At 53.2% G+C, this 22,355-nt stretch carries 17 protein-coding genes; 7 read left to right on the top strand and 10 right to left on the bottom strand.

Translation table 11 applies throughout. The annotated features are described in order from the left end of the window. Positions 1-63 precede the first annotated feature (63 nt). Positions 64-1,365 carry an MFS transporter gene (locus OGY08_RS13440; RefSeq protein WP_003828557.1) on the bottom strand — a complete coding sequence of 434 codons (1,302 nt, stop codon included), beginning with the start codon at positions 1,363-1,365 and terminating at the stop codon, positions 64-66. Between the two features lie 471 nt (positions 1,366-1,836). On the opposite strand from OGY08_RS13440, the gene uxaC reads away from it, so the two are divergent. From uxaC to OGY08_RS13425, 3 genes are all read left to right on the top strand, one after another. Further along, positions 1,837-3,249, top strand: coding sequence for a glucuronate isomerase (gene uxaC, locus OGY08_RS13435; protein ID WP_003024811.1), 1,413 nt, complete (start codon positions 1,837-1,839; stop codon positions 3,247-3,249). A gap of 15 nt (positions 3,250-3,264) precedes the next feature. Continuing rightward, complete coding sequence (locus tag OGY08_RS13430; protein ID WP_032945078.1) at positions 3,265-4,752, top strand: UxaA family hydrolase; 1,488 nt, start codon at positions 3,265-3,267, stop codon at positions 4,750-4,752. Between the two features lie 138 nt (positions 4,753-4,890). Further along, positions 4,891-5,445: a YgjV family protein gene (locus tag OGY08_RS13425; RefSeq protein ID WP_079934940.1), complete on the top strand. Its 555-nt coding sequence runs from the start codon at positions 4,891-4,893 to the stop codon at positions 5,443-5,445. 16 nt (positions 5,446-5,461) lie between these two features. Here OGY08_RS13425 and sstT read toward each other — a convergent pair whose 3' ends face one another. From sstT to OGY08_RS13405, 4 genes are all read right to left on the bottom strand, one after another. After that, positions 5,462-6,706: a serine/threonine transporter SstT gene (sstT, locus tag OGY08_RS13420; RefSeq protein ID WP_048215489.1), complete on the bottom strand. Its 1,245-nt coding sequence runs from the start codon at positions 6,704-6,706 to the stop codon at positions 5,462-5,464. Positions 6,707-6,948: 242 nt separating this feature from the next. Further along, entirely contained in the window at positions 6,949-7,917 is a 969-nt protein-coding gene (locus OGY08_RS13415) for a TerC family protein (RefSeq protein WP_048216385.1), read from the bottom strand. A gap of 271 nt (positions 7,918-8,188) precedes the next feature. Then, positions 8,189-9,187, bottom strand: coding sequence for a Gfo/Idh/MocA family protein (locus OGY08_RS13410; RefSeq protein WP_125362877.1), 999 nt, complete (start codon positions 9,185-9,187; stop codon positions 8,189-8,191). Positions 9,188-9,259: 72 nt separating this feature from the next. Further along, on the bottom strand, positions 9,260-9,760 hold the full coding sequence (locus OGY08_RS13405) for a M48 metallopeptidase family protein (protein WP_016154609.1): 501 nt from the start codon (positions 9,758-9,760) through the stop codon (positions 9,260-9,262). Positions 9,761-9,842: 82 nt separating this feature from the next. On the opposite strand from OGY08_RS13405, the gene rlmG reads away from it, so the two are divergent. Next, positions 9,843-10,979 carry a 23S rRNA (guanine(1835)-N(2))-methyltransferase RlmG gene (gene rlmG / locus OGY08_RS13400; protein ID WP_008785866.1) on the top strand — a complete coding sequence of 379 codons (1,137 nt, stop codon included), beginning with the start codon at positions 9,843-9,845 and terminating at the stop codon, positions 10,977-10,979. 53 nt (positions 10,980-11,032) lie between these two features. Here rlmG and OGY08_RS13395 read toward each other — a convergent pair whose 3' ends face one another. Both OGY08_RS13395 and ygjG read right to left on the bottom strand, forming a co-directional pair. Continuing rightward, the gene (locus OGY08_RS13395) at positions 11,033-13,051 is read right to left on the bottom strand and encodes an oxidoreductase (RefSeq protein ID WP_125362878.1); all 2,019 of its coding nucleotides are present in this window, start codon (positions 13,049-13,051) and stop codon (positions 11,033-11,035) included. 202 nt (positions 13,052-13,253) lie between these two features. Then, positions 13,254-14,633: a putrescine aminotransferase gene (gene ygjG / locus OGY08_RS13390; protein WP_057067552.1), complete on the bottom strand. Its 1,380-nt coding sequence runs from the start codon at positions 14,631-14,633 to the stop codon at positions 13,254-13,256. 430 nt (positions 14,634-15,063) lie between these two features. Between ygjG and OGY08_RS13385 the strand changes: the two genes are divergently transcribed. Then, positions 15,064-16,584 carry a methyl-accepting chemotaxis protein gene (locus OGY08_RS13385; RefSeq protein WP_100271883.1) on the top strand — a complete coding sequence of 507 codons (1,521 nt, stop codon included), beginning with the start codon at positions 15,064-15,066 and terminating at the stop codon, positions 16,582-16,584. 53 nt (positions 16,585-16,637) lie between these two features. Here OGY08_RS13385 and OGY08_RS13380 read toward each other — a convergent pair whose 3' ends face one another. Further along, the gene (locus OGY08_RS13380) at positions 16,638-17,321 is read right to left on the bottom strand and encodes a PadR family transcriptional regulator (protein ID WP_167820709.1); all 684 of its coding nucleotides are present in this window, start codon (positions 17,319-17,321) and stop codon (positions 16,638-16,640) included. Between the two features lie 234 nt (positions 17,322-17,555). On the opposite strand from OGY08_RS13380, the gene OGY08_RS13375 reads away from it, so the two are divergent. Beyond that, positions 17,556-18,329: a siderophore-interacting protein gene (locus tag OGY08_RS13375; protein ID WP_103284689.1), complete on the top strand. Its 774-nt coding sequence runs from the start codon at positions 17,556-17,558 to the stop codon at positions 18,327-18,329. Here OGY08_RS13375 and OGY08_RS13370 read toward each other — a convergent pair whose 3' ends face one another. After that, positions 18,330-19,178: a helix-turn-helix domain-containing protein gene (locus tag OGY08_RS13370; protein WP_125362879.1), complete on the bottom strand. Its 849-nt coding sequence runs from the start codon at positions 19,176-19,178 to the stop codon at positions 18,330-18,332. Positions 19,179-19,245: 67 nt separating this feature from the next. On the opposite strand from OGY08_RS13370, the gene cfa reads away from it, so the two are divergent. Beyond that, positions 19,246-20,400, top strand: a complete 1,155-nt coding sequence (gene cfa, locus OGY08_RS13365) for a cyclopropane fatty acyl phospholipid synthase (protein ID WP_125362880.1) — start codon at positions 19,246-19,248, stop codon at positions 20,398-20,400. Positions 20,401-20,585: 185 nt separating this feature from the next. Here the strand turns inward: cfa and OGY08_RS13360 are convergent, their stop codons facing one another. Next, a complete protein-coding gene (locus OGY08_RS13360) occupies positions 20,586-22,244 on the bottom strand; it encodes a glycerone kinase (RefSeq protein WP_100271885.1) in 1,659 nt (552 codons plus the stop codon). Between the last annotated feature and the right edge of the window lie 111 nt (positions 22,245-22,355).

Here is a 22,355-nt window from a genome sequence, read left to right as displayed (position 1 = left end):
GATAAAAAAGCCGCCAGATGACTGGCGGCTTTGCATTATATACCCTTGATGAAAAGCAGCGGGTTAATTTTGCGGAGCAGGATCGCCAGTCTGTGATCCCGAGTCGACCTCGCTGGCCGATTTGTTCTGCAATACCGTCCAGATAACGAGTGCGCCGAGCAGGTCGAATACCGCCAGTACGGCGAACAGCGGGCTAAAGCCGATGGTGTCAGCCAGTGCGCCAACAACCAGTGCAAACAGCGTACTTGCAAGCCAGGCGGACATACCGGTCAGGCCGTTTGCCGTTGCCACTTCATTACGACCAAATACGTCAGAAGAAAGCGTAATCAGCGCACCGGACAGCGCCTGGTGAGCAAAGCCGCCGACGCACAGCAGGGCGATAGCAATGTACGGGCTGGTGAACAGACCAATCATCCCTGGGCCAATCATCAGCAATGCGCCCATGGTGACGACCATTTTACGTGAAACGATCAGGTTAACGCCGAACCAGCGCTGGAACAGCGGCGGTAAGTAGCCCCCAACGATACAGCCCAGGTCAGCAAACAGCATCGGCATCCAGGCAAACATCGCAATCTCTTTCAGGTTAAAGCCGTAGACTTTAAACATGAACAGCGGGATCCAGGCGTTGAAGGTACCCCAGGCTGGCTCTGCCAGGAAACGCGGCAGCGCGATGCCCCAGAACTGGCGGTTACGCAGGATCTGACCGAGCGACATTTTTTTCGAGGTCGCGTTTTTATGCTGTGATTCCTGACCATTCAGAATGTAATCACGTTCTTCATCAGACAGCTTTTTCTGGTCGCGCGGGTGTTTGTAGAACACAAGCCAGCACATCGCCCAGATGAAGCTCAGCGCACCGGAAATAATGAATGCCATCTGCCAGCTGTGCATGACGATTGCCCAGACGACCAGCGGCGGAGCAATCATCGCACCGATAGAAGAGCCGACGTTAAAGTACCCAACGGCAATTGAACGTTCTTTTGCCGGGAACCACTCAGAACTGGCTTTCAAACCCGCAGGGATCATTGCGGCTTCAGCGGCACCTACCGCGCCACGCGCCAACGCCAGTCCACCCCAACTGCCAGCCAGTGCGGTCGCGCCACAGAAGACGGCCCACAGAACGGCGAACATCGCGTAACCAACTTTTGTGCCGAGCACATCGAGCACGTAGCCGGCAACGGGTTGCATTACGGTGTAAGCAGCAGAATACGCTGCGATGATATAGGAATACTGTTGAGTGGAGATGTGTAACTCTTCCATCAGAGTTGGCGCAGCTGCCGCCACAGTGTTACGTGTCAGGTAACCCAGCACGGTGCCAAGCGTCACCAGTGCAATCATGTACCAACGTAACCCTTTAATTTTACGCATGTAAAACCTCATCGTTTTGTTATGTCCGCGAACGAGCGGTCATCTTCCAGTTCAGGGCGGAGGATGTTCTTTTACGAGGGGGGACCGAAAAAAAGCCGGTACTCCCCGAACTTTGCCATGTCAATAATTGTGCTAATTCGGTTTCCGTACCGGTCAATCCGATGGTTATACATCGGTAATTTGCATTCCGTCGGCTTATGTATCGCGACGGCCAAAAGATAACTTGTCATACAGCTTTAAAAGGTGAGTGCCATCACAAAAGTGTGAATCTTCGTGTGGTCATTATTTCGATTCAGCAAAGCCAGCACTGGCGCGGCTTGACGCGTGATTTACCTCTTTGAGAGTAATTTTTTTGTCACCATTTGTTGATCTAACTCACGAAAATATCTTCAGTGTATGGAAATTGGTGTGATAACTTTGTCAACATCAAAACATAAGCAATCTGACGCACTCGTTGAGAGGAAGACGATAATGACCCCGTTTATGACTGAAGATTTCCTGCTGGACACCGAATTTGCCCGCCGTCTGTACCATGATTACGCCAAAGACCAGCCGATCTTCGATTACCACTGCCATTTACCACCGCAACAAATCGCTGAAAACTACCGTTTTAATAACCTGTATGACATCTGGCTGAAGGGTGATCACTACAAATGGCGTGCGATGCGTACCAATGGCGTCGCTGAGCGCTTGTGTACCGGCGATGCGTCCGATCGCGAGAAGTTTGACGCATGGGCCGCCACGGTTCCGCACACTATCGGTAACCCGCTGTACCACTGGACCCACCTCGAATTACGCCGCCCGTTTGGTATTACAGGTAAGCTGCTTTCTCCTGCGACTGCTGATGAAATCTGGAACCAATGCAACGAGCTGCTGGCGCAGGATAAATTCTCCGCGCGCGGCATCATGCAGCAGATGAATGTGAAAATGGTCGGCACTACCGATGACCCGATCGACTCTCTGGAGCACCATGCGGCCGTTGCTAAAGACGGAAGCTTTGATGTGAAAGTGCTGCCGAGCTGGCGTCCGGATAAAGCCTTTAACATTGAGCTGGCGACCTTTAATGACTACATGGCGAAGCTCGGTGAAGTGTCTGACACGGATATCCGCCGCTTCAGCGATCTGCAAGCTGCACTGACCAAACGTCTGGATCACTTCGCGGCTCACGGCTGTAAAGTTTCTGACCACGCGCTGGACGTGGTGCTGTTTGCCGAATCTAACGAATCTGAACTGGATAGCATTCTGGCGCGTCGCCTGGCGGGTGAAACCCTGAGTGAGCATGAAGTTGCCCAGTTTAAAACTGCCGTGCTGGTGTTCCTTGGTGCGGAATATGCTCGTCGCGAATGGGTACAGCAGTACCACATCGGCGCGCTGCGTAATAACAACCTGCGCCAGTTCAAACTGTTGGGCGCGGATGTTGGCTTCGACTCCATCAATGACCGTCCGATGGCTGAAGAACTGTCCAAACTGCTGAGCAAGCAGAACGAACAGAACCTGCTGCCGAAAACCATTCTGTACTGCCTGAACCCGCGCGATAACGAAGTGCTGGGCACCATGATCGGTAACTTCCAGGGCGAAGGTATGCCGGGCAAGATGCAGTTCGGTTCCGGTTGGTGGTTCAACGATCAGAAAGACGGGATGGAACGTCAGATGACGCAGCTGGCCCAGCTCGGCCTGCTGAGCCGTTTCGTCGGCATGCTGACCGATAGCCGTAGCTTCCTGTCATACACGCGCCATGAATACTTCCGTCGCATTCTGTGCCAGATGATTGGCCGTTGGGTTGCTGCAGGTGAAGCACCGGCAGATATCCAGTTGCTGGGTGAAATGGTCAGAAATATTTGCTTTAACAATGCGCGTGATTACTTCGCCATTGAACTGAACTAAGGCCCGGGTGAAGGTATGCAATACATCAAGATCCATGCGCTGGATAACGTCGCGGTAGCGCTCGCTGATTTGGCTGAAGGAACCGAAGTCACCGTTGATGGGCAGGCGGTAACCCTGCGTCAGGCGGTCTCTCGTGGCCATAAATTCGCTTTACGCGATATTGCGAAAGGCGAAAACGTCATTAAATACGGTTTGCCAATTGGCCATACGCTGGTGGACGTTGCGGCGGGTGAGCATATTCATGCTCACAACACGCGCACCAATCTGAGCGACCTGGACACGTATAGCTACCACCCTGATTTTCAGGCGGAAGTTGCACAACCGGCGGATCGTGATGTGCAGATCTACCGTCGTGCCAACGGCGATGTTGGCGTGCGCAACGAACTGTGGATCCTACCGACGGTTGGCTGTGTTAACGCCATGGCGCGCCAGATGCAGAACCGTTTTCTGAAAGAGACTAACGATGCCGAAGGAATCGACGGCGTACATCTCTTCAGCCACACCTACGGCTGTTCACAGCTCGGCGACGACCACATTAACACCCGCACCATGCTGCAAAACATGGTGCGTCACCCGAATGCGGGTGCGGTGCTGGTGGTTGGCCTTGGTTGTGAAAACAACCAGGTTGATGCCTTCCGCGAAACCCTAGGCGAGTACGATCCTGAGCGCGTTCACTTCATGGTCTGCCAACATCAGGAAGACGAAGTGGAAGCGGGGATTGAACATCTTCACCAGTTGTACAACGTGATGCGTAACGATAAGCGTGAGCCGGGTAAGCTGGGCGAGCTGAAGTTTGGTCTGGAATGCGGCGGCTCTGACGGCCTGTCTGGTATTACCGCCAACCCGATGCTGGGTCGTTTTTCTGACTACGTGATTGCCAACGGCGGCACCACCGTACTGACCGAAGTACCGGAAATGTTCGGCGCCGAGCAACTGCTGATGGACCACTGCCGCGATGAAGAAACGTTCGGCAAGCTGGTCACCATGGTCAATGACTTCAAGCAGTACTTCATTGCTCACGACCAGCCGATCTACGAGAACCCATCGCCGGGCAACAAAGCGGGCGGTATCACCACGCTGGAAGATAAATCTCTCGGCTGCACGCAAAAAGCAGGCTCCAGCCAGGTGGTGGACGTACTGCGCTACGGCGAACGTCTGAAGACGCATGGTCTGAACCTGCTGAGCGCACCGGGTAACGATGCGGTGGCGACCAGTGCCCTGGCGGGCGCGGGCTGTCATATGGTGCTGTTCAGTACCGGTCGCGGTACGCCGTACGGTGGTTTTGTGCCGACGGTGAAAATTGCTACCAACAGCGAGCTGGCGGCGAAGAAAAAGCACTGGATCGACTTTGACGCTGGACAGTTGATCCATGGTAAAGCGATGCCGCAGTTACTGGAAGAATTTGTCGATACCATCGTCGAGTTCGCCAACGGCAAGCAAACCTGCAACGAGCGGAATGATTTTAGAGAGTTAGCGATATTTAAAAGCGGCGTAACGTTGTAGTAAATACCTGATGGTACCTGCATGCAGGTCTGCGCAAACCGTAGGCCTGATAAGCGCAGCGCCATCAGGCACAAACCGTTGCCGGATGGCGGCGAACTCGCCTAATCCGGCCTACGAGATAGAATTGGGGTTGCTTGCATGACCGCGTATTGGCTGGCCCAGGGCGTAGGTGTCATCGCCTTTCTGATCGGCATTACCACCTTTTTCAATCGCGATGAGCGCCGGTTCCGGCTGCAACTCGCTGTCTATAGCGCCACCATCGGCGTGCATTTTTTCCTGATGGGCGCCTGGCCTGCAGGCATGAGCGCAGAACTCAACACCATCCGCACACTTGTCTCAATGCATACCCGCAAACTGTGGGTAATGACCGTTTTTATTATCCTCACCCTGGTTCTCGGGCTGGCGAAATTACAGCATGCGATGGAGCTGTTGCCGATAATTGGCACGCTGGCCAGCACCTGGGCGCTGTTTCGCTGCAAAGGGTTAACCGTGCGCTGCGTCATGTGGTGCGCAACCGCCTGTTGGGTTATCCATAATTTCTGGCTGGGATCGATTGGCGGGACGATGATCGAAGGGAGTTTTCTGGTAATGAACGGCCTGAACATTATTCGCTTCCGGCGGATGCAAAAACGCGGAATTGATCCGTTCAAACTTGAAAAAAGCGTACAAGAAAAGAACCCCTCCGCCCGATGACGGAGGGGCTTAGAGATTATCCGCGCAGGGCGTTATTTGCCAGACGCTCGTCTTCTGCCTGGCAGGCTGCAGCGGTAAACAGGACGTCTGTAGAAGAGTTCAACGCCGTTTCACATGAGTCCTGCAATACGCCGATGATAAAGCCAACGGCAACAACCTGCATGGCGATGTCATTCGGGATACCGAACATGTTGCACGCCAGCGGGATCAGCAGCAGAGAACCGCCCGCCACGCCCGATGCACCACAGGCACACAGCGAAGCCACCACGCTCAGTAACAGCGCCGTCGGTAAATCAACCGGAACACCCAGCGTATTCACCGCCGCCAGCGTCAGTACGGTAATGGTGATCGCCGCGCCAGCCATATTGATGGTGGCGCCCAGCGGGATAGACACCGAATAGGTATCACGATCCAGATTCAGTTTCTCACACAGTGCCATGTTCACCGGAATATTTGCTGCCGAACTGCGGGTAAAGAAGGCATACACGCCGCTTTCACGCAGACAGGCCAGCACCAGCGGGTACGGGTTACGGCGAATTTTCCAGAAGACCAGCAGTGGGTTAACCACAAATGCCACCAGCAGCATACAGCCTACCAGTACGGTCAGCAGTTGGGCGTAGCCCCAAAGCGTGGCGAAACCGGTGGTTGCCAGCGTGGAGGAGACCAGACCAAAGATACCGATTGGCGCGAAACGAATCACCAGCTTCACCATAAAGGTGACGGCGTTGGACATATCATTGACCAGATTTTTGGTCGTTTCATTGCCGTGGCGCAGCGCAAAGCCCAGGCCGACAGCCCATACCAGAATACCAATATAGTTGGCGTTCAGCAGAGCATCAATTGGGTTAGAAACCATGCTCATCAGCAGGCTACGCATCACTTCAACAATCCCGGATGGCGGTACGATATCCCCCGCGCTGCTGGAAAGATGCAGTGTTGATGGGAAAGCAAAGCTGAAGACAACGGCGGTTAATGCCGCTGAAAATGTTCCGAGCAGGTAGAGGAACAGAATGGGGCGGATATTGGTTTTTTGCCCGTGCTGGTGGTTGGCGATAGAAGCCATCACCAGCATCAGAACCAGAATTGGCGCGACGGCTTTTAATGCGCCGACGAACAGCGTACCCAGCAGACCAACGGCTTCAGCCGCAGGTTTTGACACCAGTGCCAGTAAAATCCCCAGTACCAAACCGATCAAAATTTGTTTAACCAGGCTCCCTTGCGCCAAACGCGAGAGTAGCCCCGATGAACGTTGCGTAGTCATGTAGTAATCCTTTCATTGTGTTGTTGCCTTACCTTTGTGCGTTCTGTTGACGCATCTTTCAGGATCGGGCAAATGTTTGCATGGCTGAGTATAAGGAAAGAACGCGGTTCGGGAAGCGAAATATCCTGGATTCCGCGTTGAGATCATATTTTATAACTTTAACTTAACATTATTTTGACATGATAAACAAAAAGCCCGACGCACGAAGTGTGCTGTCGGGCTTTTCAGCTAGCAGATGAAACTTACTGGATTTGCTGCTTTTTATCGTGCTGGTGGTTGACCCACGCGTTAACAACCAGCGTCACAAACAGAATGCCAAATACCACGCCTAACGAGATAGCGATCGGGATATGGTAAAAATCGACGATCAGCATCTTAATACCGATAAACACCAGAATGACCGACAAGCCGTACTTCAGCATGGAGAAACGCTCCGCCACGCCCGCCAGCAGGAAGTACATCGCACGCAGACCCAAAATAGCAAACAGGTTCGAGGTCAGCACGATGAACGGGTCGGTGGTCACGGCAAAGATAGCCGGAATACTGTCGACGGCAAAAATCACATCGCTCAGCTCAACCAGAATCAACACCAGCATCAGCGGCGTAACAAACAGCAGGCCGTTTTTACGCACGAAGAATTTTTCATCTTCGATGGTATCGGTCATGCGCAAATGACCGCGCAGCCAGCGTACTAACGGTCTGTCGCCAATACCGGAGGCATCTTCTTTCGCCAGCGCCATCTTCACGCCGGTAAACAACAGGAACGCGCCGAACACGTACAACAGCCACTCAAACTGGGTGATAAGCCAGCTGCCGGCGAAGATCATGATCGTACGCAGCACAATCGCACCCAGCACGCCATACACCAGTACCCGACGCTGCAACGCAGGCGGTACGGAGAAGTAGCTGAACAGCATCAACCAGACAAAGACGTTATCTACCGCCAGCGATTTTTCGATCAAATAGCCGGTCAGGAACGCCAGCGCCTGTGGGTCGGCAACGGCGCGCCCCTGGGTTTCCGCCAGGTACCACCAGAAGGCAGCGTTAAACAGTAACGACAGCGTTACCCAGACGATTGACCAGGCCGCAGCCTGCTTCATTGACATCGTATGCGCGCCACGACGCCCCTGCAACAGCAGGTCGATGGCCAGCATAATTACCACTACGACAGCGAAGCCACCCCATAACAACGGTGTGCCGACAGTATTCATTGTATTTCCCCATGCATAAAAAAAACGGCCAACGCCGAATGACGTTAGCCGCTGCTTTTTATGCATAGACCTTGCCATTCGGCAAGGTCTCACTTACAACAACAAAGGAATACGGTGGCGTATTCCTTTGTTATCGCCCGGTGACCGGATGTGGTTTTTCACACATCGTAATGACGATCAACCGACAACGAAGTTACTCCCCTTTGCGGGTTACAAAATATTACAGGCCATGCTTTCAGTCAATGGCCTGCAACATTCGTTTTACACACCTTTACGCAGTCAGCGATGTTTCCGCTTCGTCTGCCGGGAAAACCACGTCGGTCTGGCGGCGAATCTCCGTTTGCAGTTTGGCGGTAATACGGCTGACGGCCAGTGCCGGGTGATCCACTTCGCCGGATTCAACCAAATGGGCAAAAGCCTCTGCCTCATACAGCATAGTATTGATGTGCTGAGGCGTCGTCAGATCCTGCGTTTTTCCCCCACGTGGCACGAAGCACACCTTTTGGCATTCGGAGATATGCTCGATGACCAGCGATCCCGACTCGCCCTGAATTTCACTGGCTAATACCGAGTCGCTTACTTTTGAGTGCTGGAGCGTAACGCTGAAATCACCGTAATTCAGCACCACCACGCCGTGGGCATCCACGCCACTTTCCAGCAGGCTGGCGCTGGCCTGAACGCTCAGCGGTTCGCCCCACAGCGCAACCGCTGAGGCCAGGCAGTAAAAACCGATATCCATAATCGAGCCATTGGAGAATGCCGGATTAAACGTGTTCGGATTTTCACCGTCCAGATAGCGCTGGTAACGCGAGGAGTACTGGCAGTAATTGATAAACGCTTTCCTGATTTTTCCTACTCTGGGTAGTGATTGCTGTAACAACAGGAAATTAGGCAGGTAGGCGGTTTTAAACGCTTCAAACAGCACGACCTGATTCTCACGCGCGCAGGCGATAGCGGCTTCGGCTTGCGCCAGATTGGAGGCCAGCGGCTTTTCGCAAATAACATGCTTTTTATGCCGCAAAAACAGCTCGGTCTGCGGGAAATGCAAAGAGTTCGGGCTGGCGATATAGACAGCGTCGATTGCCTCGCTTTGCGCCATCGCTTCCAGTGAGGTAAACAGATGTTCGACAGGGTAATCGTTGGCGAAGGTCTGTGCCTGCTCAAGGCTACGGGAATAGACTGCGGTTAATTTATACTTGCCGGTTTCATGGGCGGCATCGACAAACTGGCGGGTGATCCAGTTTGTGCCAATTACTGCGAAACGTATCATAAAGGCCTTCAGGCTGCGAAAAGGGATTCTTTCGTCAATTTAGCATGCCCTGAAGACAAAGCCAGTGCGCGACTACGCAGTTTGCTTTAACGATTGTTGCGTTAACCACAGGCGGGTATCGAACTCCAGTTGATGATACTGAGGCTCCATATGACAGCACAGCTGGTAAAACGCTTTGTCGTGCTCTTTTTCTTTCAGATGCGCCAGTTCATGAACGACGATCATACGCAAAAAGGGTTCCGGGGCATTGCGAAACACGGTGGCGACGCGGATCTCCGCTTTGGCTTTGAGCTTACCGCCCTGCACGCGAGAGACGGCGGTATGCAGCCCCAACGCATTCTTCAGAACGTGGATCTTGCTGTCATACATGACTTTATTCAGCGGCGGGGCGTTGCGCAGAAACTGATTTTTCAGATCCTGGGTATATTGCCAGAGCGCTTTGTCAGTCGCGAAGTCATGCGTACCCGGATAGCGCTTCTCCAGCACTGCGCCCAGGCGCTGCTCAGCAATCAGCGTTCTCACTTGAGAAAGCAAATGTTCCGGGTAGCCCTGGAGGTAAGTTAGTTGGTTCATTCATGTCCACGCAAATCATAAAAGTGTATACTCACGCACCCTTTTCAGGGATACGCCGAAATTTTACCATTCAGGAGGGCCGATGAGCCACATAGACAACGGTTTCCGTTCGCTGTCACTTAAACGTTTCCCGGAAACGGATGACGTTAACCCGCTGCTGGCGTGGGAAGCTGCAGATGAATATCTGCTGCAACAGCTGGACGATACCGAGATTAGCGGCCCGGTGCTGATCCTGAATGATACCTTCGGCGCGCTGGGCTGTGCGCTGGCGGAACATACGCCGTACAGCATCGGCGATTCCTATCTCAGCGAGCTTGCCACGCGCGAGAACCTGCGTCACAACGATATTGCCGAGTCGAGCGTCAAGTTCCTCGACAGTACCGCTGACTATCCGCAGGCGCCGGGCGTGGTGCTGATTAAGCTGCCAAAAACCATGGCGCTGCTGGAGCAGCAACTGCGTGCGCTGCGCGAAGTGGTAACGCCAGAAACGCGCATCATCGCCGGGGCAAAAGCGCGTGATGTACATACCTCGACGCTGGAACTGTTTGAAAAAGTGTTGGGTCCAACCACCACTACGCTGGCGTGGAAAAAAGCCCGATTGATCAACTGTACGTTCAGCAAACCGGAGCTGGCCGCTGCCTCGCAAACGCTAAGCTGGAAGCTGGAAGGCACCGACTGGACTATCCATAACCACGCCAACGTCTTCTCCCGTACCGGGCTGGATATCGGCGCGCGCTTTTTTATCGAGCATCTGCCGGAAAACCTTGAAGGGGAGATTGTTGATCTCGGTTGCGGCAACGGCGTCATCGGTATGACGCTGCTGGCGAAAAATCCAGAAGCCAGTGTGGTATTTGTTGATGAATCGCCAATGGCGGTGGCTTCAAGCCGCCTGAACGTGGAAAGTAACATGCCTGAAGCGCTGGATCGCTGTGAGTTTATGATTAACAACGCGCTGTCTGGCGTTGAACCGTTCCGCTTTAACGCTGTGCTGTGCAACCCACCGTTCCACCAGAAGCACGCGCTGACGGATAACATTGCCTGGGAAATGTTCCACCACGCCCGTCGCTGCCTGAAAATCAACGGTGAGCTGTATATTGTGGCTAACCGTCACCTCGACTACTTCCACAAGCTGAAGAAGATATTCGGCAACTGCGTGACCATCGCTACCAATAATAAATTCGTGGTGCTGAAAGCAGTCAAAACCGGTCGTCGTCGGTAATAGCGGGTGCCGGATGCGGCTAACGCCTTATCCGGCCTACGAAAGATAAAACGTTAAATTTCCAGTGCCAGTCGGGTGCCTTGCGCAATAGCGCGTCGGGCATCCAGTTCCATCGCCACATCGCAGCCGCCGATCAGATGCACCGTTTTACCTGCCGCGTGCAGCGGATCGACCAGTTCACGGCGCGGCTCTTGTCCGGCACAAATCACCACGTTATCCACGTTAAAGATCACCTGTTCACCGTTCAACACAACGTGTAACCCATCATCATCAATCTTCTGATAGCTGACTGACGGGATCATTTTCACGCCGCGTGAGAGCAGGGTGGCGCGATGGATCCAGCCCGTCGTTTTACCTAAACCTTGCCCCGGTTTGCTGGCTTTGCGCTGCAGCATCACTATCTGGCGCGGGCTGCGGGATAAGTGCGGGCCTTCCGGGCGTAAGCCGCCAGGCTGTTGCAGGCTGGTGTCGATCCCCCATTCCACGCAGAACTCCGCAATGTTCTGGCTGGTGGGTTCACCGGGCTGACTCAGATACATTGCGGTATCAAAACCGATCCCGCCGCAGCCCACGATCGCCACGCGTTTACCCACTGGCGTCTTATCGCGCAGAACGTCGAGATAGCTCAGCACTTTAGGATGATCGATCCCCTCGATCGGCGGCATGCGTGGCTCGATCCCACTGGCAAGGATCACTTCGTCGAAGGAGTGCAGATCGTGTTCGCTGACAAAGTGATTCAGCTTCAGGGTCACGCCAGTCACGTCGATCATCCGACGGTAGTAGCGCAGGGTTTCATAGAATTCTTCTTTGCCGGGGATCTGTTTGGCGATATTAAACTGCCCGCCAATCTCGCCATGTGCGTCAAACAGCGTCACGTGATGCCCGCGCGCTGCGGCATTAATGGCGAAGGCGAGGCCCGCAGGACCCGCACCGACAACCGCCAGGTTCTTTGGCACAGCTGCCGCAACAATCGGCATTTTGGTTTCATGGCAGGCGCGCGGATTGACCAGGCAAGAGGTGACTTTGCCGACGAAGATCTGATCCAGACAGGCCTGGTTACAGCCGATACAGGTGTTGATCTCATCCGCTCGTCCGGTTTGCGCTTTTGACAGCAGTTCGGCATCGGCGAGGAACGGACGGGCCATCGATACCATATCGGCATCGCCACGGGCCAGAATGTCGTCGGCGACCTGGGGATCGTTAATGCGGTTGGTGGTGACCAGTGGGATTGTTACATGCCCTTTCAGCTTACGCGTCACCCAACTAAACGCACCGCGCGGTACCGGGGTAGCGATAGTGGGAATACGTGCCTCATGCCAGCCAATACCGGTGTTAATAATGGTGGCCCCCGCGGCTTCTATAGCCTGCGCCAGCTGAACGGTTTCGTCGAAGGTTCCGCCGTTTTCCACCAGATCGAGCATCGACAGGCGGAAGATAATAATAAAGTCATTCCCGGCACGCTGACGTACCGCTCGCACCACCTCAACGGCAAACCGCATGCGGTTGGCATACTCACCGCCCCATTGGTCATCGCGCTGGTTGGTACGCAGTGTCAGGAATTCGTTGATGAGATACCCTTCCGACCCCATCACTTCCACGCCATCGTAGCCCGCTTCCCGCGCCAGCTGTGCGCAGTGGGCAAAATCTTCAATCAACTGCAGCACTTCATCGTGCGTTAATTCATGTGGCGTAAAGCGGTTAATGGGTGCCTGAATAGCAGAAGGTGCCACCAGATGCGGCTGGTAGCTGTAACGTCCGGTGTGCAGGATTTGCAGGGCGATTTTACCGCCTTCATCATGCACAGCATCAGTAATGACGCGATGGTGAGCAAGCTGGCTGGTGTCGTTCAGCATCGCACCGCCTTCCATTCCCACGCCGGAAAGCGCAGGGGCAATGCCTCCACTCACAATTAACGCTACGCCGTGACGGGCGCGCTCGGCGTAGAACGCGGCCAGCCGTTCTGCACCATCGGGATACTCTTCCAGCCCGGTATGCATTGAACCCATCAGCACGCGGTTTTTAAGCGTGGTGAAGCCTAAATCGAGCGGAGCGAACAGCGACGGATAGCTCATAAAGGTGTCCAGTATGTAAAATTATTGTTATGTGGTCGGATGAGTTAATAATTTAGCCGTCGCCGCGTAAAAGGGAAAAGGGGAATGCCGTGATTGTGATGGGATTCAAAAAAGGAGTGGGGGCAGAGGACGAAATTGCCGGATGGCGGCTACGCCTTATCCGGCCTACAAAAGAGTGTCTTTTATAGGCCGGGTAAGGTTGTTACATTTGCTCCACGCTCACCCGTAATGCTGCCAGGGCTTTGCGCGTCGATCGCAATACCAGATCGCATTGCTCGATCGTTAACGTCAACGGTGGTTCGATGCGGATCGTCTTTGCATTATTAAGCGTGCCGGCAACCAGCACCCGCTGGCGGAACATCTCACTGGCAAAGTTGTAGCCGATTTCATTATCGACAAACTCAATCGCCATCAGCATTCCCTTACCGCGTACATCATGCACCAGGTCCGGGTATTCCCGCGCAAGCTGGCGGAAACCATCCAGCAACATATCGCCTTTCTGCTCCGCCTGAGCCGGTAAATTTTGCTCCAGCAGGACGTTAATGGTGGCCAGCGCAGCTGCACAAGCGAGCGGGTTGCCGCCAAACGTGGTGGTATGCAGGAAAGGATTGTCGAACAGGACGGAGAACACCTCTTCGGTGGCAATGGTCGCGCCAATTGGCATCACACCGCCGCCCAACGCTTTGGCCAGGCACATAATGTCGGGTTGCACGTTTTCGTGTTCGCAGGCGAACATCTTGCCGGTACGCCCCATGCCGGTTTGCACTTCGTCAAGGATCATCAGCGCGCCAAACTCATCGCAAAGTTTACGAACGGCGGTCAAATAACCTTGCGGCGGCAGGATCACCCCTCCTTCACCCTGGATCGGTTCGAGGATCACAGCTGCGACATCGTCACCGGTCTTTTTACACTCGCTGAGCATGGTGCGCATTGCGTTAATATCGCCAAACGGCACATGACGGAAGCCCGGCAGCAGCGGCATAAAAGGTTTACGGAAGGTGGATTTAGCCGTAGCGGACAGCGCGCCCAGTGATTTACCGTGGAATGCGCCGCTGGTGGCAATAAACGTAAATTTACCGCGCGGCGATTGATATGCTTTCGCCAGCTTCAGGGCGGCTTCAACCGACTCGGTCCCGCTGTTACAGAAAAAACTGTATTTCAGTTTACCGGGCGCCAGTGCGGCGAGGGTTTTTGCCAGCATGGCCCGCAGAGGGTCAAGTAACTCCTGGCTGTGCAGAGGTTGTTTCGCGAGTTGATTCTGTACGGCGGAAACCACGACTGGATTACGGTGCCCCACGTTGAAAATTCCAAAACCACCCAGGCAATCGACGAACTCCTGCCCCTGGGTGTCGACAAGCGTATTAAGGCTTCCTGCTTGCCATTCTACGGCTCCGTAATCCCCGCCTGCAGTTACAGATTTTCGATACTCTAAGAACCCCGGATTGACATGCTCCTTGAAGTACTCAATCACCTCTTTGTTCAATGATTTCATTTCCTCATGATCAAGCGTGCGCTTTTCAATGAGATTCAGTGCGTGTGCGCTGCAGGCCAGGGCCGATGCGCTGGAAGGTAACCTGTTCAAAATATGCTCCCGGAGCTCGCGTATCACATGATACTGAATTAAGTATTGCAGGGATTGCGCCATTCCGGCGCGCTTAGCAAAAATCGGGATAAACACCAGGAAACATCTCATTTACGCAACATTTAATGCCGAGATTTAACATCTGCTGGCATTTTGCCCAAGTAAGGAGCCTGAAAACAGATCGAATAAACGCAAATTTGCGCTAAAAGTGGGCAATATTTGCACTGTGACGGTGCGCTGGTAGAAGTGACGTTGAATAGTTACTAGATGAAAGTATTTTAAATCAATGGATTAGAATGCGTACAGATTTTGAGGTTTAATCGCAAATTGCGATCTAAATCAAATTTAACAACTAAAGATAAAAAAATTATCGCCGAAATAACATAAGCCGAAAGAGTTAACAACCAGATAACCTGCACAGGACGCAATCATGTCTTCTCATCCCTACGTTAGTCAGCAAAATACACCGCTGGATGATGATATCACCCTCATGTCTACCACCGATTTACAAAGCTATATCACCCATGCGAACGATACATTTGTCCAGGTCAGTGGCTATCAGCTGAATGAATTGCTCGATAAGCCGCACAATCAGGTTCGTCATCCGGACATGCCAAAAGCGGCGTTTGCGGATATGTGGTACACCCTGAAGCAGGGCGAGCCATGGAGCGGGATTGTGAAAAACCGGCGTAAGAATGGCGATCACTACTGGGTGAGGGCCAATGCGGTGCCGATGGTGCGGGAAGGACGCGTGACCGGGTATATGTCGATTCGTACCCGGGCTACTGACGAGGAAATTGCGGCGGTAGAGCCTTTATATAAAGCGCTGAACGAAGGACGTTGCAACCGACGTATTCATAAAGGGCTGGTGGTACGCAAAGGCTGGCTGGGTAAACTGCCGGCGATGCCGATTCGCTGGCGGGTGCGCAGCGTGATGGCATTCATGTTTGTCCTGCTAGCGGTCGCATTGCAGCAAATGGGCGCCGAATGGCCGTTACAGCTGATGAGTGCATTGGTGATGCTTTTTGGAACGGCTATTTTCGAATGGCAAATTGTGCGTCCTATTGAGAATGTCACCCGTCAGGCGCTGAAAGTGGCGACCGGTGAGCGGAACAGCGTGTCGCATCTTAACCGTAGTGATGAACTGGGCCTGATGCTACGAGCAGTGGGCCAACTTGGATTAATGTGTCGCTGGCTCATTCACGACGTCTCCAGCCAGGTGAGTTGCGTGCGCAGCGACAGCGAAACGCTGGCGAAAGGCAGCGACGATTTAAACAAGCATACGCAGCAGACTGTCGAGAATGTGCAGGAAACGGTGACCACCATGAATCAGATGGCGGCATCGGTGAAACAAAACTCAGAGACCGCCGCCGCGGCCGATAAGCTCTCTATTGCCGCCAGTAGCGCGGCAACGCACGGCGGTGAGGCGATGGATACCGTCATCAAAACCATGGACGATATCGCCAACAGCACCCAGCGGATCGGCACCATTACGACGCTGATTAACGATATTGCCTTCCAGACCAACATTCTGGCTTTGAATGCCGCTGTTGAAGCCGCGCGGGCGGGCGAGCAAGGGAAAGGGTTCGCCGTGGTGGCGGGAGAAGTACGTCATCTTGCTAGCCGTAGCGCCAGTGCAGCCAATGATATCCGCAAGTTGATTGATGCCAGCGCTGACAAGGTGCAGTCCGGATCTGACCAGGTTCACGCCGCAGGACGCACGATGGACGATATTGTGGCGCAGGTGCAAAACGTCACTCAGCTGATCGCCCAAATCAGCCACTCCACGCTGGAACAGTCAGATGGTCTTTCCAGCCTGACCCGTGCGGTGAATGAGCTGAGCAACATTACACAGAAAAACGCCGAACTGGTTGAAGAGAGTGCGCAGATTTCCGCGATGGTGAAACATCGCGCGGGTCGTCTGGAAGATGCGGTTACGGTGCTGCATTAATACTAAAAATACAGGCGGAACGTTGGGCATACGGGTTCCGCCTGCTGTGCAGATTAATCCAGCTGAGTAATATCCAGTGCAGCGCGATCGATAATACCGATGATTTTTTTGATCTGCGCATCGCTGGTATCACCATGATTGACGCGTAGATCCAGCACGGCTTTGAAGTTTTCCAGCGCGCGTTTCATCTGTGGATTTTTGCGTAATTCAAAACCTACGCAGCGGGCTTTAATCCGTTCGTGGATATGTTCCAGATGTTCACGGTTCTCATCCAGCCACTGCTGGCCCTGAGTCGTGATCGCAATCTGTTTACGCCCACCTTCCTCGTCGCTGACGGTGATCAGTGCCTGATCCTGCAAGAAATCCAGCGTTGGATAGATAACGCCCGGGCTTGGGGTGTAATTACCCTGGGTCAGGGTTTCAATCGCTTTAATCAGCTCATAGCCGTGGCTGGCGTCGCGGGTCAAGATATCCAGAATCACCAGGCGTAATTCGCCGTGGCCGAAGAACCGCTGACGACGACCCCCTCCGCCGCCACCACGACCGTGGCGATGTCCGCAACCCTGCTCGTGGTGATGTTCTTTGTTACAGCCTTCATGGCGATGTTCTTCACCTTTGCAGCAACCTGCATGGTGCTCGTTGTGGCGGCCTTCATGGTGATGTCCTTCACCCTTGCAGCAGCCTTCGTGTTGGTGCTCTGAGTGCTTACAGCAACCTTCATGATGGTTTTGCATCATCGTCTCCTGATGTTATTTAGATATATCTAATTTATATCTAAAAACTATCAGTTTGCAAGTCTACAAATAAAATGTTGTATAACATTATGATTATTATCTATTTTTATTTGTCTGTGATAACTGGTAATCATAAGTTAACTATATCAAAAAGTGCTTGCAATATTTTTGATTAGCAATCATTATCATTTAAAAAATCAATTTAGATATATCGTATTATCTTCACAAGGCGAAAAAATGACAAAAAACATCTCACGCTACCCACAGCGCGTTCGCAATGAACTGCGTTTTCGAGAACTTACTGTCCTGCGCGTAGAGCGTATTAGCGCGGGTTTTCAGCGTATTGTACTGGGCGGTGACGCTCTGGACGGTTTTAGCTCACGCGGCTTTGACGACCATACCAAGGTCTTTTTCCCTGAACCGGGCAGCAACTTTGTACCACCTGTCGTCACCGATGAAGGCATTGTCTGGGCTGACGGTGTACGTCCGTTATCCCGTGACTACACGCCGTTGTATGACGAAGCGCGCCATGAGCTGGCACTGGATTTCTATATTCATGACGGCGGCGTGGCAAGTACATGGGCGATGAATGCCCGTGAGGGTGACAAGCTGACGATCGGCGGACCGCGCGGTTCTTTGGTGGTGCCAGAGGATTATGCGTATCAGGTTTACGTGTGTGATGAGTCGGGAATGCCCGCGTTGCGCCGACGCCTGGAGTCGCTCAGCCGTTTGGCGGTACGTCCGCACGTCACGGCGCTGGTTAGCGTGCAGGATGCAGCCTACCAGGACTATTTTGCCCATCTCGACGGATTTACTCTTCAGTGGTTTATCGGCCATGACGAGCAGGCGGTGAATGAACACTTATCGCGGCTAAGCGTGCCCGCAGACGATTATTTCATCTGGATCACCGGCGAAGGCAAGGTGGTCAAAAACCTGAGTGCTCGTTTTGAAACCGAGGCGTTCGATCAGCAACGGGTTCGTGCAGCGGCTTACTGGCATCAACGCCGTTAATCAGTAATTAGAGGGCGGAACGCCAAACGCCTGGCGGAATGCGTAGCTAAATGCCGCGGTGCTTGAATACCCAACGTCGAGTGCCACGGCGGTTACGCTTTTATTTTTCTTCAGCATTAATACCGATTCAAGTATTCGCATTTTTTGCTTCCAGACGCTGAAAGGCAATCCGGTTTCTTTTTTGAAATGGCGTGAAAAGGTACGGGCAGACATACCCAGATGCTGCGCCCAGTATTCAACCGAATGCTCCAGTGCGGGGGATTCTTGTATTGTTCGGCAGACTTTGGTTAATTCACGATCCTGCGGCCAGGGTAATACAAAAGCGACTTCCGGGAGTTGCAGAATAATATCGACCAGCACACTAACCAGCTTGCCCTCTTTTGACTGACTATCATAATGGCCTGAAATTGAATTCGTGGCGTAATGAATAAACTCTCTGGCGAAATCACTGATAGCCACTACTTTGCATTCATTGATGCTCTCTTCAAGAAAGCCCGGTTTAATATCCAGATTTTCTAAATACACATCATCTAATGCCCAAACCGCATGCTCCGTATTATTTGGGATCCAAATGCCATAATGCGCGGGGATTATCCAGCACTTACCGGCAACATCAATGCGCATGCTGCCTTTGCGGGCGAAATGAAACTGCATAAAAGAGTGTGAATGCTGCGGTACATGGTGGTTGGCTTCCAGGACATAAGAGCGAAAGAATACGTCCTGCGGCAGTTCGGTCATGGAGTTATCCGGGAAGGAGTTCCACTGTTTTTGCTCGAGAGTTTCCATAAATGAATCGTCAATGCTCCCGATGGTGTGTCCGCTGCTCGATAGATCTTGTCCGCGGATCATAATACATACACTCTTTTTTCCATAATAATCTTGCGTAATAATTTTTAGCCCACTTTTGGTAAATACCATGAACTCGCTTTGTTCAGATGCTGTCATCGTCAATGAAACAAATGATAACTGGACCCGAATGGGAAAAGAGCTGCTTTCGCAAGCGGATATCAGAATTAATGGCTCGCGCGCCTGGGACATTCAACTTCATCATACCGGTTTCTTTAAACGGGTATTGCAACAAGGCTCATTAGGGCTTGGCGAAAGCTATATGGAAGGCTGGTGGGACTGCGAACGGCTCGATATTCTGTTCTGCAAAATCCTGAAAGCAAAACTCGACCAGCAGGTGCCAGGTAATCTGAAAGATATTTTACGCATTGCCAGCGCACGCCTGTTTAATTTGCAGTCACGGAGCCGCGCATGGATCGTCGGTAAAGAACATTATGATATTGGTAACGATCTCTTTGCGCTGATGCTTGATCCGCATATGCAATATTCCTGCGGTTACTGGAAAGACGCGACCACCTTAGACGATGCGCAAAATGCCAAATTAAAAATGATCTGCGAGAAGCTGCAGCTTAAGCCGGGTATGCGTTTACTCGATATCGGTTGTGGATGGGGCGGGTTGGCAGAATATGCGGCGCGTCATTATGGCGTGGCGGTAGAAGGCGTTACCATTTCCAAAGAGCAGCAGAAAATGGCGCAGCAGCGCTGTGAAGGGCTGGACGTTAACATTCTGCTGCAGGATTATCGCGATCTTGATAAACACTACGATCGCATTGTGTCCGTGGGGATGTTTGAACATGTCGGGCCGAAAAACTACGACACCTATTTCAGCATCGCTGACCGTTGTTTAAAACCGGACGGACTGTTCCTGCTGCATACTATTGGTAGCAATAAAAAAGGGATGAGCGTCGATCCGTGGATCAATAAATACATTTTCCCGAACGGTTGCTTACCGGCAATTTCCCACATTGCCGAGGCCAGCGAATCACGGTTTGTGATGGAGGACTGGCATAACTTCGGCAGCGATTATGATAAAACGCTGATGGCCTGGCATGAGCGCTTTAATCAGGCCTGGCCGGAGCTGTCATCACGTTATTCCGCCACCTTCAGAAGAATGTTTAATTATTATTTATGTGCCTGCGCAGGGGCTTTCCGCGCCAGAGATATTGAGCTTTGGCAGGTGCTGTTTAGCCGTGGCGTAGAGGGCGGGATCCGCGTTTATCGTTAACGTTCTGCCGGATGGCGGCGCAAGCGCCTTATCCGGCCTACAAAGGTTTGCACTCGCAGGCTTGATAAGCGTAGAAAAGCCTTATCCGGCCTACATAGGTTTGTACTCGTAGGCCTGATAAGCGCAGCGCATCAGGCACTTCTTCGCAGGATGGCGGCGCAAGTGCCTTATCAGGCATTTATGGCTTAGCCCAATTCACTCTCTGCCAGCGCTTTAAATACCATCGCGACGGCGTGCGCGCCGGGGTCCATATTTCCGAGCAGGCTTTCACTGCTCAGATACGATGCGCGACCCGCATTGGCTTTGCTCGACAAACAGGTTCGTTCGGCTCCGGCTTGCGCGGCGTCGAAGGCGGCCTGCAGATTTTGCGGCTGCGTGAGCAGCGAAGTCAGAGCCGGTTGCAGCGCATCAATCATGGTGCGATCGCCTTCGTCTGCGCCGCCGTAAAACTTCATCTGCGCCAGTCCCGTATTCAGGGCTTCGGCAACGTTAGCTCCCTGTTCCAGTTTCTGCCCTGCGGCAGTAAAGAAAATAGACATCAGCACACCGCTGGAACCGCCCATCACCACGGTCAGACGTTCGCCAATCAGCGCAAACAGCGTGGCAAGGTTATCCAGCGGCAACTGCTGACGATGCAACAGACCGGCAATTTCGCGCGCGCCTGCGGCAAAGGTTGAACCGGTATCGCCATCGCCGACTTTGGCATCCAGCGCATTAAGATGGGTCTCCAGATCGGAAAGGGTTGTGGTGACAAGCTCCACAATCCCGGCCACCAGGGCGTTCGCCGAAGGCTGGAATTCCACGCGTGCGCTACGCTGAGATGACGGTACACAGCTGATTTCACGCGGTGGGACCGGCGTCGGCCAGTTACTGGTTTCCACCTCTGTGAGCAGCGCTTTTTCGATGCTCTCTTCCAGCACGATAGCCGTCAGTGAAAAGCCTTTCATATCCAGCGCGGTAACCAGCGAGGCCGGGCCAATCAGCCAGTCGATACGCGGATGCAGCGGGCTGCTGGCCAGTTCGCGGGTAATGATGGCCATTTCGGCAACAGAAACGCCGCCAAGATTGTTAATCATCACCGCCAGACGGCCGGTTTCAGGCAGGGCAGCCAGCAGTTTATCCACCATCAGGTTCACCACCTGCGCACTGTTCTGGGTGTCGATGACCGAGGCGCCTGGTTCGCCGTGAATGCCCATACCCAGCTCCGCGTGGCCCGGATGATGACGTGGGGCGGCGTCGGTTTCTTGCGGCAAATGACAGCTGGAAAGCGCAACACCCAGACTGAAGGTGTTATTGGCCGCGTATTGCGCTTCACGCAGGACGGTGGCGAGGTTGTAGCCGCGTTCGGCAAAATAGCCCGCGATTTTATGCACCAGGATGGTTCCCGCAATGCCGCGCGGGTGTTTGTTATCCGGCAGGGAGATGTCATCGCCGACAATCAGCATTTCAACGTTATAACCAAGACGACGGGCTTTCTCGGCGGCAAGACCGAAATTAAGACGGTCACCGGTGTAATTTTTCACGATCAACAAACAGCCCGCCTCACCGGTTACCGCCTGAATGGCGGTCAGTACCGCATCTACGCTCGGGGAAGCGAACACGTCGCCACAGACCGCGGCCGTTAGCATACCTTTACCGATAAACCCAACGTGCGCGGGTTCGTGCCCTGAACCGCCGCCGGAAATGACCGCCACGTTATTTTTGTTAAGGTCACGGCGGACCACGATGCGAATAGCCGGATCGCTTTCCAGACGCGCCAGATTATTCCACGGGCTGGCGATAATCGTACCGTCGATGACGTCGCTCACGAGATGGGTGCGTTGATTAAAAAAGAATTGAGACATAACGGCTCCTTGAGGTTGAGTGTAAGACAAACCCCCGGAAGCATGGTCATGGTGCGGAGGCGATAGAGAGATTCTGGCGAAGTCAGCGTGGAAAAAAACAACGTTAAAATG

The organism is Citrobacter sp. Cpo069 (genome assembly GCF_030332785.1).
In the GTDB taxonomy this organism is placed as follows: domain Bacteria; phylum Pseudomonadota; class Gammaproteobacteria; order Enterobacterales; family Enterobacteriaceae; genus Citrobacter; species Citrobacter portucalensis.
The sequence above is the reverse complement of the archived record's forward strand: the minus strand, read 5'-3'. Positions and strand labels throughout refer to the sequence as shown.

Bases quoted from the DNA above. Each gene is read 5' to 3' on its own strand.
- OGY08_RS13385 (WP_100271883.1), top strand. From the start codon at position 15,064: ATGTCTTCTCATCCCTACGTTAGTCAGCAAAATACACCGCTGGATGAT.
- OGY08_RS13410 (WP_125362877.1), bottom strand. From the start codon at position 9,187: ATGATACGTTTCGCAGTAATTGGCACAAACTGGATCACCCGCCAGTTT.
- OGY08_RS13360 (WP_100271885.1), bottom strand. From the start codon at position 22,244: ATGTCTCAATTCTTTTTTAATCAACGCACCCATCTCGTGAGCGACGTC.
- OGY08_RS13440 (WP_003828557.1), bottom strand. From the start codon at position 1,365: ATGCGTAAAATTAAAGGGTTACGTTGGTACATGATTGCACTGGTGACG.
- uxaC (WP_003024811.1), top strand. From the start codon at position 1,837: ATGACCCCGTTTATGACTGAAGATTTCCTGCTGGACACCGAATTTGCC.
- sstT (WP_048215489.1), bottom strand. From the start codon at position 6,706: ATGACTACGCAACGTTCATCGGGGCTACTCTCGCGTTTGGCGCAAGGG.
- rlmG (WP_008785866.1), top strand. From the start codon at position 9,843: ATGAGCCACATAGACAACGGTTTCCGTTCGCTGTCACTTAAACGTTTC.
- OGY08_RS13395 (WP_125362878.1), bottom strand. From the start codon at position 13,051: ATGAGCTATCCGTCGCTGTTCGCTCCGCTCGATTTAGGCTTCACCACG.
- OGY08_RS13405 (WP_016154609.1), bottom strand. From the start codon at position 9,760: ATGAACCAACTAACTTACCTCCAGGGCTACCCGGAACATTTGCTTTCT.
- OGY08_RS13370 (WP_125362879.1), bottom strand. From the start codon at position 19,178: ATGATCCGCGGACAAGATCTATCGAGCAGCGGACACACCATCGGGAGC.
- OGY08_RS13375 (WP_103284689.1), top strand. From the start codon at position 17,556: ATGACAAAAAACATCTCACGCTACCCACAGCGCGTTCGCAATGAACTG.
- OGY08_RS13415 (WP_048216385.1), bottom strand. From the start codon at position 7,917: ATGAATACTGTCGGCACACCGTTGTTATGGGGTGGCTTCGCTGTCGTA.
- OGY08_RS13425 (WP_079934940.1), top strand. From the start codon at position 4,891: ATGACCGCGTATTGGCTGGCCCAGGGCGTAGGTGTCATCGCCTTTCTG.
- cfa (WP_125362880.1), top strand. From the start codon at position 19,246: ATGAACTCGCTTTGTTCAGATGCTGTCATCGTCAATGAAACAAATGAT.
- OGY08_RS13430 (WP_032945078.1), top strand. From the start codon at position 3,265: ATGCAATACATCAAGATCCATGCGCTGGATAACGTCGCGGTAGCGCTC.
- OGY08_RS13380 (WP_167820709.1), bottom strand. From the start codon at position 17,321: ATGATGCAAAACCATCATGAAGGTTGCTGTAAGCACTCAGAGCACCAA.